The organism is Rufibacter hautae (assembly GCF_008271695.1).
In the GTDB taxonomy this organism is placed as follows: Bacteria; Bacteroidota; Bacteroidia; order Cytophagales; family Hymenobacteraceae; genus Nibribacter; species Nibribacter hautae.
The window spans coordinates 1,630,404-1,645,619 of sequence record NZ_VKKY01000002.1 but is presented as its reverse complement, the minus strand read 5'-3'; the positions used below and the strand labels follow the sequence as shown (position 1 = coordinate 1,645,619).

9 protein-coding genes are annotated in these 15,216 nt (G+C 52.8%); 7 read left to right on the top strand and 2 right to left on the bottom strand.

The window, feature by feature from the left end; genetic code table 11:
- Nucleotides 1-30 precede the first annotated feature (30 nt).
- The 5 genes from FOA19_RS15760 to FOA19_RS15740 all read left to right on the top strand — a co-directional run bounded on the left by FOA19_RS15760 (nucleotide 31) and on the right by FOA19_RS15740 (nucleotide 10,978).
- Nucleotides 31-3,219, top strand: a complete 3,189-nt coding sequence (locus FOA19_RS15760; protein ID WP_223808926.1) for a glycoside hydrolase family 2 TIM barrel-domain containing protein — start codon at nucleotides 31-33, stop codon at nucleotides 3,217-3,219.
- Nucleotides 3,220-3,391: 172 nt separating this feature from the next.
- The gene (locus FOA19_RS15755) at nucleotides 3,392-4,777 is read left to right on the top strand and encodes an aminopeptidase P family protein (protein ID WP_149091731.1); all 1,386 of its coding nucleotides are present in this window, start codon (nucleotides 3,392-3,394) and stop codon (nucleotides 4,775-4,777) included.
- 434 nt (nucleotides 4,778-5,211) lie between these two features.
- Nucleotides 5,212-7,617 (top strand): glycoside hydrolase family 127 protein, encoded by a 2,406-nt coding sequence (locus FOA19_RS15750; protein ID WP_223808925.1) that lies wholly within the window; start codon nucleotides 5,212-5,214, stop codon nucleotides 7,615-7,617.
- 135 nt (nucleotides 7,618-7,752) lie between these two features.
- Entirely contained in the window at nucleotides 7,753-10,320 is a 2,568-nt protein-coding gene (locus tag FOA19_RS15745; protein WP_149091730.1) for an alpha-L-arabinofuranosidase C-terminal domain-containing protein, read from the top strand.
- A gap of 97 nt (nucleotides 10,321-10,417) precedes the next feature.
- A complete protein-coding gene (locus FOA19_RS15740) occupies nucleotides 10,418-10,978 on the top strand; it encodes a hypothetical protein (protein ID WP_149091729.1) in 561 nt (186 codons plus the stop codon).
- A gap of 25 nt (nucleotides 10,979-11,003) precedes the next feature.
- Here FOA19_RS15740 and FOA19_RS15735 read toward each other — a convergent pair whose 3' ends face one another.
- Nucleotides 11,004-11,627 (bottom strand): TlpA family protein disulfide reductase, encoded by a 624-nt coding sequence (locus FOA19_RS15735; protein ID WP_149091728.1) that lies wholly within the window; start codon nucleotides 11,625-11,627, stop codon nucleotides 11,004-11,006.
- A 61-nt stretch (nucleotides 11,628-11,688) separates the two neighbouring features.
- Nucleotides 11,689-12,567, bottom strand: a complete 879-nt coding sequence (gene cysM, locus FOA19_RS15730; protein ID WP_149091727.1) for a cysteine synthase CysM — start codon at nucleotides 12,565-12,567, stop codon at nucleotides 11,689-11,691.
- Nucleotides 12,568-12,975: 408 nt separating this feature from the next.
- Here cysM and FOA19_RS15725 point away from each other — a divergent pair, with 408 nt between their 5' ends.
- Together FOA19_RS15725 and FOA19_RS15720 are read left to right on the top strand one after the other, a co-directional pair.
- Complete coding sequence (locus FOA19_RS15725) at nucleotides 12,976-14,466, top strand: PAS domain-containing sensor histidine kinase (RefSeq protein ID WP_149091726.1); 1,491 nt, start codon at nucleotides 12,976-12,978, stop codon at nucleotides 14,464-14,466.
- A gap of 112 nt (nucleotides 14,467-14,578) precedes the next feature.
- The gene (locus FOA19_RS15720) at nucleotides 14,579-15,136 is read left to right on the top strand and encodes a GAF domain-containing protein (RefSeq protein WP_149091725.1); all 558 of its coding nucleotides are present in this window, start codon (nucleotides 14,579-14,581) and stop codon (nucleotides 15,134-15,136) included.
- The last annotated feature ends 80 nt before the right edge of the window (nucleotides 15,137-15,216 follow it).

Genomic DNA, 15,216 nt, shown 5'->3' with positions numbered 1-15,216 from the left:
AAACGCAGGCAAGGATTTTCTTCTGAGAACATGATAACGTACTTTTTCCACATTCCTTTGCTTCTTTCCTTTTTCAGAAGAATAGCTCCTTTGGTGTTCATGGTTTCCGGTTTAGCGGCTCAGGCCCAGGTACCTATGTGGCTGGATGAACGCCGGAACGAGGAGAACCGCATGCCCATGCACAGCTCGTATGAGGTGTATGAAACGGAGGCGGCCTTGCAGAAGGCAGATTGGAAAACATCGGCCAATTACCTCAACCTGAACGGCGACTGGAGATTCAAGTGGGTGGAAAATCCGGCAGATCTGCCCGCCCGCTTTGAGGCCGTTGACTTCAACGACAGCCAGTGGAAAACCTTCCAGGTGCCGGGTAATTGGGAGCTGAATGGCTATGGCTTCCCTATTTATTCCAGCGGCGGGTTCGAGTTTGTCTATCTCATGCCACCCACGCCGCCCATAGTGCCCATGCAGGAAAACCCCACGGCCGTGTACCGCCGCGAAATCACCTTTCCCCAGAATTGGAAAGGCAAGCAAGTGGTTTTACACATAGGAGCGGCTAAATCAAACCTGGCGGTATGGGTGAACGGCACCTACGTGGGCTATGGCGAGGATAGCAAATTACCCTCAGAATTCGATGTCACGTCTTACCTAAAGCCCGGTAAGAACCTGATTGTGTTAAAGCTCATGCGCTGGTGCGACGGTACCTACCTGGAAGACCAGGACATGTGGCGCATCAGCGGCATCACCCGCGATTGTTACCTGTTGGCCCGCAACCCGGTGCACCTGTACGATGTGGAACTCACCCCTAGTCTGGACGACGCTTATAAGAATGCCTCGCTCCGGGTGAAACTCAAACTGAATCAGAAACCAACCCAGCCCGTCTCCGCCGATTTTCAACTGTTGGACGGGAAGAAGCTCATCAAGCAACAGCAAATCATCTTTTCCTCAGATTCTGCGGTATTCAACTTAGCCGTAACCGCTCCCAAACTTTGGTCCGCCGAGACCCCGAACCTGTACAATGCCGTCATCCAGATGAAAGATGGGCAAGGGAACGTGACCGAGATCATACCCCAGCGGGTGGGTTTCAGAGAGGTGGAGATCAAAGGCGGAAAGCTGCTGGTGAACGGCAAGCCGGTCATGGTGAAAGGCGTGAACCGTCATGAGACCGATCCTAAAACGGGGCAGACCATCTCCAAAGAAGCCATGCTGCGCGACATCAAACTAATGAAGCAGTTCAACATCAACGCGGTGCGCGCCAGCCATTACCCCAATGATGAGTACTGGTACGAGCTCTGTGATGCCTACGGCCTGTACGTGGTAGACGAAGCCAACATTGAATCGCACGGCATGGGCTATGACATCACCAAGACCATCGCCAATAAACCTACTTGGGTAGATGCCCACCTGATGCGGGTGCAACGCATGATGGAGCGCGACAAGAACCACCCGTCTATTATTGTCTGGAGTATGGGAAACGAGGCCGGAAACGGGTTCAACTTCTACCAGTCTTATCTTTGGATGAAAGCCCGCGATGCTTCTCGTCCGGTCCAGTACGAGCGCGCCGTGGCCGATTACAAGACCTTTACCTGGGAGTGGAACTCGGACATCATCGTTCCCATGTACCCCACACCCGAAGGAATGGCCGCTTATGCCAAAGCCAATCCCACGCCTGAGCGGCCCTTCATCATGTGCGAATACGCGCATGCCATGGGCAATTCGCTGGGTAATTTCACAGATTATTGGCAGCTGATCCGGGAAAACAAACACGCCTTTCAGGGAGGCTTTATCTGGGATTTCGTGGACCAGGCCTTCCAGGATGTGAACGCAGCCGGGGATACCATTTACACTTACGGCGGCGACTACGGGCCCAAGGACCGGGGCGTTCCCTCAGACAAGAACTTCAACTGCAACGGCATCTTTTACGCCAACCGGGAGCCGTATCCGCACGCCTGGGAGATGAAGAAAGTGTACCAGGATGTTCATTCCACCTTGGTGAATCCCACCACTATTGCGGTGTACAATGAGAAACTGTTTACCGGGCTGGAGAACGTGAAACTGGAGTGGGAGCTGGTGGTAGATGGTGTGAAGAAGAAATCCGGCGAGATCACCAAGCTGGAGGTTGGTCCGCAGAAAACAACTCAGGTGAAAGTGCCGGTTAAATTACCCACCTCCGGCGAAGCCTTCCTGAACCTAACCTACAAGCTCAAGAAGGCAGAACCATTGGTACCCGCTGGGCATATCATCGCCAAAGAGCAATTGACCCTGCGTAAGAGCAGCCCTCAGCAGCTGGCCTTGAGAGGACAAGCAGCCTTGCTAGTGAAAGAATCAGCTAATACCCTCACCATTCCGCTGGGATCTGGATTTATTAGCTTTGACAAGAAAACCGGTTGGTTAAGCCAGTACGTGGTGGAGGGCGTAAATTATCTGGAAGCAGGCGCGGCCCTGAAAAGCAACTTCTGGCGCGCCCCCAACGACAACGACTTCGGGGCCGGACTGCAAACCAAGTTGAAGGTTTGGAAAAATGTTTCGCAACAGGCCAAACTGCAGAAGCTTACATCTTCAGAAAAGAACAAGGTGGTGACGGTGGAGGCCGTGTACACGCTACCGGAAGTGTCTGGCCAGTTAGCGGTGCAGTACCTGCTGAACAGTTCCGGCGAGATGCTGGTACGGCAGCAACTGCAAGCCGATACCTCCAAGAAAGTAGAGATGCTGCCCCGTTTCGGGATGCAGTGGATCTTGCCGGCCGGCTTTAACGCTGTTGAATTCTACGGCCGAGGTCCGCATGAGAACTATCAGGACCGGAATTTCAGCGCCCATTTAGGCGTGTATAAGCAAACCGTAGCGGAGCAGTATTTTCCGTATGTTCGCCCCCAGGAAACCGGCAACAAGACCGATGTGCGCTGGTACAAAGTCACCAACGGCACCGGAAACGGTTTGCAGGTAACAGCAGAAACCCCGCTCAGCATCAGCGCCCTCCATTACTTTGACCAGGACTTAGACGATGGCGAAGAGAAACAGCAACGCCACGCCGCCGAACTGAAGCCCAGACCCCAAACGCAGCTCAGCATAGATGCCGCCCAAATGGGCGTAGGAGGCGTGGATAGTTGGCGTTCCTGGCCGCTGGAAAAATACCGGTTGCCGTACGCTTCGTATGAAATGCAGTTCATGATAAAGCCCATCAAAGGTGCTGCCCAGCCACAAGCTCAGGTTAAAAGGAGATAGTGTTGTAAGCCGTATTAGGGCCGTTTTTTGTAAAATTGCCTTAAACAGCTGCGGGTCATCGGCGCTCAGCGGCAGCGGTATTCAGAACGAATGTAAAGATACAGGGTGGCCCGAATCGTATCAGCGGTAAGCATTTCTGGTGAAGTTCGGGCATCTGATAGGAGATAAAAGTATGTTCAACAAAGAAACGTATGTGAGCCGGAGAGAACGGCTGAAAAAGCAGGTAGGAAGTGGGTTGATTGTGCTGCTGGGCAACGAGCAGAGCAGCATGAACTACAAAGACAATTGGTACCACTTCCGGCAGGACAGCACCTTCCTGTATTTCTTCGGGATTGACCGGGCCGGATTGGTGGCGGTGATTGATGTAGAAGACGATGCCGAGGTACTCTTCGGGGATGAACTGACGCCGGACGATATCGTCTGGATGGGACCGCAGAAATCCATCCGGGAGCAGGGCTCCGAAGTAGGGGTTTTCGCGACCAATCCGCTGTCTTCGCTGGAATCCTTTTTCCGGGAGGCTTTGGCAAAAAAGCGCGAAATCCACTTCCTGCCGCCTTACCGTCCCGAGAACCTGCTGAAACTAAGTTCCTGGCTGCAAACGTCACCGGCCTCTATCAAATCCATGGTATCGGTGCCGTTGATCAAAACCATCGTGGCGCAGCGGTCCATCAAGACCCCGGAAGAAGTGGTGGAAATCGAGAAAGGCATTAACACCACCGGCGAGATGCTGAAAACGGCCGCGCTGCTTGCCCGGGCCGGAATGACCGAGGCAGAGCTGGCAGGACAGCTGCAGGCCATCGCCATCACTGCGGGCGGGAACCTGGCGTTCCCTACCATTTTGACGGTAAACGGTCAGATTCTGCACAACCATTACAGTTCCGCCCAACTGCAGGCCGGCCAACTAGTGCTGGTTGATTGCGGAGCGGCCTCGGACATGCACTACTCCGGGGACATGACCCGTACGTTCCCCGTGGACCAGCGTTTTTCCTCTCGGCAAAAGGAAATGTTTGACGTGGTGCTGACGGCTTATGAGCAAGCCGTTACGATGCTGAAACCTGGCGTGCTATACAAAGACGTGCATCTGCAGGCCTGTGCCTCGCTTGTGGACGGGCTTAAGCAATTCGGACTGATGAAAGGCGACCCGCAGGAGGCGGTGGCGCAGGGTGCCCATGCGTTGTTTTTCCAGTGCGGATTGGGACACATGCTGGGCCTGGACACCCATGACATGGAAGACCTGGGCGAAGAGTACGTGGGCTACGCCGAAGACCAGAAAAAGAGTACCCAGTTCGGGTTGAAGTCCCTGCGGCTGGCCCGCGCCCTGGAGCCCGGATTTGTTCTGACGGTAGAGCCCGGCCTCTACTTCAACCCAGATCTGATTGACCTGTGGGCGGGGGAGAAGTTGCACGCCGACTTCATCAACTATGACAAGGTAGCGGAGTACAAAGACTTCGGCGGCATCAGGATTGAAGAGGATTTTCTAATCACCCCGGAGGGAAGCAGGCTGCTAGGAAATCCTGTTCCGAGGAATATGGAAGAGTTCAGAAGTTCGGTAGGTTAGTAACACTTCGGCAATAACTAGGCTTTGCCGCAAATAATAAGGTTGCTCACGTTTAGGAATGTATTCAGATTGAAGAATAGTTATTTGCCTGTTTTCCAGAAAATAGCCCAGAAACGGAACATCCAGAAAGAGTTTAAAACGGTCATCCATATCCATGTGGGTGACCGTTTTGGCTTTCAGCATTCTGCTCAACCCCGGTTTCAAGTTGATTCCAGAAAAGTAGTCTTAAAACAGCTTGCAGGTAGTTGGCTGGGTTTGATGGTAGGTCCATGTTAATATGGTGGAAGCATCGGCTAATATCCGGTCAGGGAAAGTGGTTTGGGAAATCTAAATTTGGTTAGATGAAAGGTGTCTGTTAGACACGCTTTTTCGCTGGTAAACCTGTTTCGGTTTTCCATCCTTCCCCAGTTTTCAAAGCCTTAACGTTTGACGCTATGTTCATAAACAGATTCATGGCCGTTGCCCTTACCGGATTTGTGTTTCTCGCAAAACCCGTGGTAGCGCAGCACCAACATAATGATTATCCTATTCAGCCGGTGCCGTTTACGCACGTGCACGTGCAGGACGAATTCTGGGCGCCTAAGATGCTGGTGAACGCCACGGTGACCATTCCGCACACGCTGGAGAAAAGCCGGGAGCAGGGCCGCATCGATAATTTCCTGCGAGCAGCGGGCAAACTGGAAGGCGACAAGCTCAGCCAGTTTACCTTCGACGATACGGATATTTACAAAGTGATTGAGGGCGCTTCCTACGCCATGCAGGTTCAGAAGAACCCCAAGCTGGACGCCTACGTGGATTCCCTTATCACCATCATCGGGGATGCGCAGGAGCCGGACGGGTATTTGTTCACCTTCCGGACGGTGAAGGCCGCCAAGCCGCATGAGTGGATTGGTTCCAAACGCTGGGAAAAAGAGGAGGACCTCAGCCATGAGTTGTACAACTCGGGCCACTTGTTTGAGGCGGCGGTTGCGCATTACCAGGCCACTGGGAAGAAAACACTCCTGAACATCGCTTTGAAGAATGCCGATCTGTTGGTGAAGGACTTCAGGTACGGCAAGGAGGAAAAGTATCCGGGCCACCAGGTGGTGGAAATCGGGTTGGCGAAATTGTACCGGATCACGGGCAAGAAAGAGTACTTGGACTTGGCCAAGTTCTTCCTGGACGTGCGCGGTCCCAAAGGAACCGAGTACAACCAGGCGCACGCTCGGGTGGTGGACCAGCAGGAAGCGGTAGGTCACGCCGTTCGGGCCACTTACATGTACACGGCCATGGCCGATATCGCGGCGCTTACCGGGGACAAAAGCTACCTGAAAGCCATTGACGCCATCTGGAACGATGTGGTAAACAAAAAACTGTACATCACCGGCGGCATCGGGGCGACGGGTAACGGAGAGGCCTTCGGGAAAGCGTATGATCTGCCGAACATGTCGGCTTACGCTGAGACCTGCGCCTCCATCGCCAACGTGTACTGGAACAACCGCATGTTCTTGCTGCACGGCGACGCCAAATACATTGACGTGCTGGAAAGAACGCTGTACAACGGGCTTCTCTCGGGGATTTCTTTGTCGGGGAACCGGTTCTTCTACCCCAATCCGTTAGCTTCTATGGGGCAGCACCAGCGGGGCGAGTGGTTCAGCTGCGCCTGCTGCATCTCCAACATGACCCGCTTCCTGCCATCGGTGCCGGGCTACGTGTACGCGCAGAACAACAATGATCTGTACGTGAACCTGTTCATGACCAGCGCCAGCGACATCAGCCTGCCCGCCGGCTCCGTGAACGTGAAGCAGACAACTAATTACCCCTACAACGGCACCGTAAACCTAGAAGTAGACCCGCAGAAGAACAAGGATTTTACCCTTAGGGTGAGGATTCCCGGTTGGGCGCAGCAACAGCCGGTGCCCGGCGATCTGTACACCTTCGCCGATGCCACCAAGAAGCCGATTGTCTTAAAGGTGAATGGTAAACCCATCCAATACAGCACCGAGAAAGGCTATGCCGTTTTGAAGCGGAAATGGAAAAAAGGGGACAAAATCACGCTGGACCTTCCCATGGAAACCGAGAAAGTGCTGGCGAACAAAAACGTAAAAGACGACCTCGGGAAGTTCTCTTTCCAGCGCGGCCCTTTGGTTTACTGCCTGGAAGGACCCGATAACAAAGACAACCTGGTGCACAACATCCTAGTGGACAAAAACGCCCCCGTGGAGGAGACCTTCGAGGCAAGCCTGCTGAAAGGCGTGCCGGTGATCAAAACAAATGGGGTAGGTACCAAACGACAGGCCAACACCACCGCCCTGTTGCAAACCGAGCAGACCGTGAAAGCCATCCCGTACTTCTCCTGGGCGAACCGCGGTTCAGTAGACATGACGGTGTGGGTACCTTACGAGGCCTCGGCTGCCAAGCCGCAACCGGCGCCCACCATCGCCTCCACCAGCAAGATCTCAGCCTCACTAAAGAATGCCAGAACCTTGGCCGCTTTGGTAGACCAGTACGATCCACAGGATTCAAGAGACTCCAACTACCCGTATCTGCATTGGTGGCCGAACAAAAACACCAAAGAGTTTGTACAGCTGAATTTTGACGGAGAGCACACCGTATCTGAGTCGCAGGTGTACTGGTTTGATGACAGCCCCTGGGGAGGTTGCACCATCCCGGCCTCTTACCAGATCTTCTACAAGCAAGGCGACAAGTGGATACCGGTGAAAAACACCACGGCTTACGAAATAGCCAAGGACAAGTACAACATGGTCAAGTTCGCCCCGGTGAAAACTACCGCGCTGCGGATGGAGATCCAATTACCTAAGGAGGCCGCGACCGGCATCCATGAATGGGCAGTGAAGTAATTCGTTCACTTTGTCCTGGCCTGGGAAACTCAAAGTTCTTTTAAGTTTTCCAAGTCTGGTTTAGGGTTCCTTTCCTAAAAACAAGCCGTAATCCCACACCACTTCCCGCCATGAAATCTAAAAGACAGTTTTCGTATGAACGCTAGCGTTGGAACCCTTCTTCTTTGGATCGCTTCGTTTACGGTCTGTTTCGGGCAGCGGCAGGCCACCATCTCTATTGATGCCCAGAAGCGGGAAAAGAAGGTGTCGCCTACGCTGCACGGGATCTTCTTTGAGGAAATCAGCCACGGGGGCGAGGGAGGCTTGTACGGCGAACTGATCCAGAACCGAGGGTTTGAAGAAGTCCGCATCCCCAAAGGCACCACCCTGCTTAACGGGTTTCTAGTCCCAAACCCGGGTCCGCACTACAACCTGCCCAATGGGCAAGCCAGTGACTGGAAAATGCCCTGGGTTTTGAAATCTGATTGGCCGGCCTGGTCCACCCAGACCAGCGGCGTAGCCGAGGTGACGCTTGCCTTAACACAGGAAAAACCGCTGAATGAAGCCACGCCCAACTCCCTTAAGGTAACTGTTTCTGGTCTTGAGAAATCCGGCAAGGCCAGTCTGGTTAATGAAGGGTTCTGGGGCATAAAGGTGGACCAGGGCAAAACCTACAAACTCAGTTTCTACGCCCGAACGGAGAAGAAATACAAAGGGCCGCTGACCGTTTCGCTGCAGAGCGAAGACGGAAATACCCTGGGCAGCCATGTGTTTATAAACTCATTCAAAGCCGGAGAATGGCAAAAGTTAAGCTGTGATCTGGTAGCGAATGCCGCTGATTCTAAAGCCAAATTCGTCATCAACTTCGGGAGTACCGGGACAGTGTTTCTGGACTTCGTTTCGCTTTTTCCTGCCGAAACCTTCAAGAACCGCGAGAACGGTTTGCGACCCGATCTGGCACAGTACCTGGCTGACCTTAAACCTTCCTTTATCCGGTGGCCGGGTGGTTGTTTCGTAGAAGGCATCACCGTGGAGAGCGCGCCAAACTGGAAAGAGAGCATCGGGCCGGTAGAGAAACGGCCGGGGACCTTCAGTCCGTGGGGGTATTGGTCCAGCGACGGCTTGGGTTACCATGAGTTCCTGCAGTTCTGCGAGGACACCGGCGCCGATGCGATGTACGTCTTCAATGCTGGCGTGGCCTGTGAGTTCAGAAGTGGGACCTTCCTGCCAGATGCCCAACTGCCCGAGGTCATTGCCGATGTGCTGGATGCCCTTGAATACGCAGTCGGTCCCGCCACCTCCAAGTGGGGGAAAGTGCGGGCCGCCAACGGGCACCCGGCGCCTTTTCCGCTGAAATACGTGGAGGTGGGCAACGAGCAGCACGGTCCCTGGTACGCCAACCGGTTCAACCTGTTCTACGATGCCATTAAAGCCAAATACCCCGACCTGAAAGTGATCGCCAGCATGGGCATCGCCGATGTAAATCGCCATACCCTGGACGGGATGAAGAAGCTGGACATCGCCGATGAGCACGCCTACAAATCGGCGTACTGGGCCATGAACAACTACGATCACTTCGATAACTACAAACGGGGTGACTGGGAGCTGTACGTGGGCGAATACGCCACCAATGCGGGGGTGGGCAGCGGGAACATGCTTGCGGCGCTGAATGACGCCGTGTACATCTTGGCCATGGAACGCAACGGCGACCTGGTGACCATGTCCAGTTACGCGCCGCTGCTGGTGAATACCAACGACGTGGATTGGCCGGTGAACCTGATCAACTTCAACAACTCGCAGAGTTTCGCGCGGATCTCCTACTACGCCATCCAAATGCTGAACCAGCACCGCGCCGACCAGAACCTGGCCACCACGGTTCAGGTGCAGCCCGCCAAGATAACCAAGCCAGCTTTTGCCGGGGGCATCGGACTGAGTACCTGGGACACCCAAACCGAGTACAAAGACATTCAGGTCATCCAAAAGGGCAAGGTGGTCTACAGCAGCAATTTCGACAAAGCCGAAGGCGAGTGGGAGAAGGTGCGGGGCACCTGGGGCGTGAAGGAAGGCGCCCTAGGCCAAACCGCCGAGGGGGCGCAGCTTTTTGCCATGCTCAAAGACAAGTCTTATGACACTTACACTCTCAAGCTGAAAGGCCGCAAGCTCAGCGGGTACAACGCATTTATCATTCCGTTCGCGGTGAAAGATGGCGGCAAAACGCAGATGCGGGCGCACATCGGTTCTTACTGGAACCAGTACGCCGTCTTCGAGCAAGTCACCGAAGGTACGGAAGTGGCCAACTTATCGGCTTCCACCAAACTGCCCGAGAAAATAGAGACCGGAAAATGGTACGACATCCGGCTGGAGGTTGGTCTTGACAAAGTTAATTGCTACCTGAACGATAAGTTGCTTATGAGCTACAATACACCGGATATGTTCTACAGCATCTCTGGCGTGGACGAGAAAACCGGCGATATCATTGTGAAAGTGGTGAACGGCTCTTCAGAAACTTACCAGACCAGCCTCAACCTAAAAGGTGTGGCGGGCTTGTCGCCGGAGGGAGAAGTGGTGACGCTATCCTCGGAAAGTTACCAGGCGGAGAACTCGTTTGAGTCGCCGCAAAAGTATGTTCCACAGTCCACCAAACTTACAAAGGTGGCGCCTACCTTTGAGGTGGGCGTGAAACCTTATTCCATCTCAGTTTTCCGGCTCAAGCCACAAAAGTAAGGAGGTGAAAGCAGGGCCTTTTTGCGCCTGCTTTTTAAAAAATGACCCTAAAACAAAGAGTACTAAATCAAATAGATTTCCCCTACATCTATACACTATGGCAGATTTAAACTCCTTGGAAAAACAGAAACTGGAGAACCTCCTCAGAATGAAGCAGGGTTTCCTCCTGAACTTCACAGATCCCTCTTTACAGGCCTTTGTGCACAGGAGTGTGGGCCTTGATTTCTACCATGAGAAGTATAGAAACGGCACCAGTTCAAAGGCTAACCGCATGCGGGAGTTCTGGAAGGTGGAGTCCGATTTTATAGTGGCAAAATTGATCTTCGACTTATGTCAGTATTTCAAAGATTTGAAAGAAAGGAAAGGAGAAGCGCTACTGCAGGAAGAAAAACGACTTTTAGAAGATTGCCTGGGCATAAGTAAACGCTTATCTAATTCCGCGGAAGTGGTGGCCTTGCTTTTGAAAAGGAAAGCAACGGATACACAAGGCTCAGGATTAGGAAGGGTAGAGGTAGTAGAGGAGGAGGAAGATACCGCTCGGCTATTCTCGGCTTTGTCGCTGGAAACCCAGGTGGCCAGCCGGGGAAATGAAACCGTCTTTCTCATCACCAACGAGGACATCATGCCTTTCTTGAAGAACATGAGCTTCGTTTCTTAGCCAATAAAGAGAAGCACAGCCCCCTTTATTTAGCAAGGTTTACCAAAAAATCCCGCATCTCCTGCGTGTCATACTCGGCCATGCCTATTTGTTTAGACACGATTTTGCCTTCGGGTGAAAGGATAAACGTGGCTGGGATGGAGGGGCTGTCAAATTCCTGGGGTAAGGGACTGGCCGGAAGGAACACCGGGAAAGTATAGCCTTTTCTTTGGATGTGTTTCTGCACCTTCGGCAATCCTGCCTGGTCCACGGATAGCATCACAAAGGCAATTTTATCTGAGCCTACTTTCTCGTATAAGCTCTGGATGTTGGGCATTTCTGCCACGCAGGGTGGGCACCAGGTGGCCCAGATGTTCAGAAACACTACCTTGCCTTTTAAACTCTCAAAGGAAACAACCTTGCCGTCCAGGGTGGTCAACTGAAATCCGGTTCCTGCCATCTGGTTGGACGGGGAGAGGTCAGTCTCGGCAATTTTGTTTGGGGTGGTGCCCTCGGGAACATCCGCCTTTTTGAGTCCGGTGGCCAGCAAGAGCCGCTGCACTTGACCGATAGTTTCGGTGTGGAGTCCCGTCAGGTACAAAATCCCGAAGATTGCCAAGGCAACAGCCCAACCCGGAATATTGCGGAATGAAAGTTTATGCTTGTTCATATGTCTTTAGTAGCCTTTTCCCCTTTTTCTTACACCCTCCCTTGGAAGAGATGGCAAGGCTTTACTCAAAGAGGTCGGTGCTGAGGTAGCGGTCGCCGCGGTCGCAGACAATAAAGACAATCACGCCTTCCTCTAGTTCCTGGGCTACCCTGATGCTGGCTTGCAGCGCGCCGCCGCTGCTCATACCGGCCAAAATCCCTTCTTCTTTGGCCAGCCTTCTGGTCATAAGCGTAGCCTCCTGTTCACTGATGTCCAAGATACGATCCACCCGCGCCGGTTCATAGATCTGGGGCAGAAACTCGGGCGACCATCGCCGGATGCCCGGGATGTTGGAATTGGGTCCTGGCTGCGTGCCCACAATCTGGATATTAGGGTTTTGCTCCTTTAGGTACCTGGAGACACCCATGATGGTGCCTGTGGTGCCCATAGCCGACACGAAATGGGTGATCTGGCCCTGGGTATCGCGCCAGATCTCGGGTCCGGTGGTTTTATAGTGCGCCAGGTAGTTGTCTGGGTTGGAGAACTGGTTCAGGAGGTAATATCCTTGGTTGGCCGCCATGTCCTCGGCCAGCTCGCGGGAGTATTCAATGGTTTTGGCAGATGGGGTCAGAATCACCTCGGCTCCGTAAGCTTCCATGCTTTTTACCCGCTCAGCAGTGGAGTTATCGGGCATGATCAGCGAGATCCTGAGGCCCAGCGCCTGCGCGATCATGGCCAGCGCGATGCCGGTGTTCCCGCTGGTGGCTTCCACCAGTTTGTCGCCGGGTTGTATGTCGCCCCGGTCCAGGGCACTTTTGATCATGTTGTAGGCGGGTCGGTCTTTCACGCTGCCCGCTGGGTTCTGGCCTTCCATCTTCGCGAAAATCCGCACGTTGCTGGACGGGGACATATGTTGAAGCTCCACCAAGGGTGTATTGCCAATCAGGTCAAATAGGTTCATAGGTTCTCAGGTTGGGTAAGGCGTCCGTGACATGAGCGCCCATGGGTGAGTACCATAGGGCGCATGAAGCCGCTGAGTTTGCCCCAAAGTTAGCGTTGATCTGGAAATTACGTCTGTTTATAGGCGGGTTTTCAGAAAACGAGACGAAATCAGCAGGCAAAACAGGAGGGATACTTTACATCAAATTTTTGCTTCTATGCTCCTAAAGAAGGTAATAGGCTCTCGGTGAGTGAGTAGAGCAAGCCGGTGCTTGTTCTTGCTTTTGGCACCTTCCTACGACTTGTACAAACCTCTAAATGGCTTTCTTATTTTTCTTACTTTTAAAGGCTGAAAAACTTTTATGCCTGACTTTGGAGGTCCGATGGGAGTTTCAGGCTAAAAAAGATTAGATAAAAAATTTTATACGAAATGCCACAAGAACAAAACTTGTCTGACCGATTATTGAAATATGCGCCGGACATGCTCTGTTGCGTAGACAAAGAAGGTAGGTTTGTGAAAGTGGTAGGGGCCTGCAAACGGATCTTAGGATACGAAGGCGAAGAGTTGGAAGGCAGGCCTTATCTGGATTTCGTGCTCCCTGAGGATAGGTATACCACGCTCCAGACGGCACAGAAAGTAATGGCGGGACAAAGGGCCACGGCATTTGGTAACCGATACATCCGCAAAGAAGGCGAGGTGCAAGGGGTTGTCTGGTCGGCTGAATGGTCTACGGAAGAAAACCTCATGTTCTGCTCAGCCCGGGAGGCCACCCACATGGAAAGAGAGATGGAAGGTAATGTTCAGACTGCCACCAATTCCCTGCTTACCGCTAAAACCCAGTTGGAAAAACTCTCCCTGGTGGCCAGCAGGTCTAATAATGGGGTGCTCATCATAGACAAAAACGGCATTATTGAGTGGGTGAACGATGGGTTTACCAGGCTGCACGGATTCACCTTGGAAGAAGCGGTGGGCCGTAAGCCCTCAGAACTGCTGCATCACCCTAAAATGGATTCTTCTATCTATCCGCCTATTGAGGAAAAGCTGTTGCGCGGAGAGTCGGCTACCTTTGAGGTACTGAACCGCAAAAAGGATGGCGAAGGGCTGTGGGTGAGCGTGGAGATCAATCCGGCTTTCTCGGACACCGGGGAACTTGCCCGAATGGTGGTCATCCAGACGGACATCACTGCCCTGAAGTACTCTGAGTTGGAGTTATCCAAATTGACAAAGGATCTTTACCGGCAGAACAGCGACCTGCAACAGTTTACCTACATTGTCTCGCATAACCTCAGGGCGCCCGTGGCGAATGTGATGGGACTGACTGAGCTCCTCACCACCGTTAGCAAAGACTCCGAAACGTTTGATACCTCTCTTGCCTACCTTCGGCAGGTTGCTTTCAGGTTAGATACGGTTCTGAAGGACATGAACACCATCCTGAGCATCCGCAACAGCGCCGATAGCTTGAAGCGGGAACTCGTGGATATTACTTCCATCATCCAGCAGGTGCTCGCCGCCTGTACGGAGTCCCTCCAGAACCTAGACGCGACCATTGCCGTGGAAATTGAGGAAGGGCAGCTGGTGTTGGCGAACAAAGCCTATCTCTACAGTATTTTCTATAACCTGGTATCCAACGCCATCAAATACCGTTCCCTCAGCCGGCCACTTAAAATCCGGATCAAGTGTTTTGTCAACTCAGAGCGGGGAACCTTGCTTTCGTTTTCAGACAACGGCACTGGGTTTGATATGGAGAAAGCGAAGGGGCATGTGTTTAAGATGTACAAACGGTTCCATGCTACGCAGGAGGGCAGGGGCTTGGGGCTGTACCTGGTGAAAAATCATTTAGACACCATGGGCGGACATATTGAAGTTACCAGCAGCCCCGGGAAAGGCACCAGATTCTTGATGTACCTGGCTAAATCGTAGCGGACAGCAGGTGTCACTTCACAAACCCCTGCAGCTTTTTGGCGTTACCTCTATTTCCCTCCCGTACCCTGCGGGGGCGAGAAGAAGTAGCGTTTTAGTTTAAGTTTTCTTTATGGAAAATAGATCAGACAACCTCTCCAGTTCTCATAACGAGCAGGAACGACTCAATAAGTTGTACGGATACACGGCTTTGAACGACTTTGTGCTATCGGGTACGTTTCAGCATGTCGCCAGCATGGCAGCCAAGATTTTCAATGTGCCTTTCGCTTTCGTGAGTTTTGTGGAGGAAGAAAATATCTTGGTGAAAGCCAGCGTAGGCATAGAAGGGGAAAGTAGCATCATCGCCCGGGAAATTGGGCTTTGTTCGCATGCCGTTCTTCGGGATGATGTCACCTTTTTTGAAAATGCCAAGTTGGAGCAAAAACTGGCGCAAAACCACCTGGTCCACGGCGACTTCGGGTTACAGTTTTACGCCGGCGCGCCTGTGAAGACCCAGGATGGTTACAACATTGGTGTGGTGGCTATTGGTGACCGCAAGCCCCGTAAATTCACGAAGGAGGAGGAGCAGCTACTAGTGGGGTTAGCGGCCATGGTCATGGATGAACTGGAGGAGAAACAAGCCCTGTTTGACCACCAGAGCGGAGCTTCCCTTAAGGGCAAAAGCAAATAAAGGAGCATGTTTGTGTTTAGTAAGGGGCGGGGCTACGAGAGAAAGAACAAGCTTCTAGCAGACCAGGAAGCTGCTTCATA

What these genes read in the sequence shown, in the direction of transcription:
- FOA19_RS15745 (WP_149091730.1), top strand. Translation starts at nt 7,753, where the DNA reads ATGAACGCTAGCGTTGGAACCCTTCTTCTTTGGATCGCTTCGTTTACG.
- FOA19_RS15750 (WP_223808925.1), top strand. Translation starts at nt 5,212, where the DNA reads ATGTTCATAAACAGATTCATGGCCGTTGCCCTTACCGGATTTGTGTTT.
- FOA19_RS15755 (WP_149091731.1), top strand. Translation starts at nt 3,392, where the DNA reads ATGTTCAACAAAGAAACGTATGTGAGCCGGAGAGAACGGCTGAAAAAG.
- FOA19_RS15725 (WP_149091726.1), top strand. Translation starts at nt 12,976, where the DNA reads ATGCCACAAGAACAAAACTTGTCTGACCGATTATTGAAATATGCGCCG.
- FOA19_RS15740 (WP_149091729.1), top strand. Translation starts at nt 10,418, where the DNA reads ATGGCAGATTTAAACTCCTTGGAAAAACAGAAACTGGAGAACCTCCTC.
- FOA19_RS15735 (WP_149091728.1), bottom strand. Translation starts at nt 11,627, where the DNA reads ATGAACAAGCATAAACTTTCATTCCGCAATATTCCGGGTTGGGCTGTT.
- FOA19_RS15760 (WP_223808926.1), top strand. Translation starts at nt 31, where the DNA reads ATGATAACGTACTTTTTCCACATTCCTTTGCTTCTTTCCTTTTTCAGA.
- FOA19_RS15720 (WP_149091725.1), top strand. Translation starts at nt 14,579, where the DNA reads ATGGAAAATAGATCAGACAACCTCTCCAGTTCTCATAACGAGCAGGAA.
- cysM (WP_149091727.1), bottom strand. Translation starts at nt 12,567, where the DNA reads ATGAACCTATTTGACCTGATTGGCAATACACCCTTGGTGGAGCTTCAA.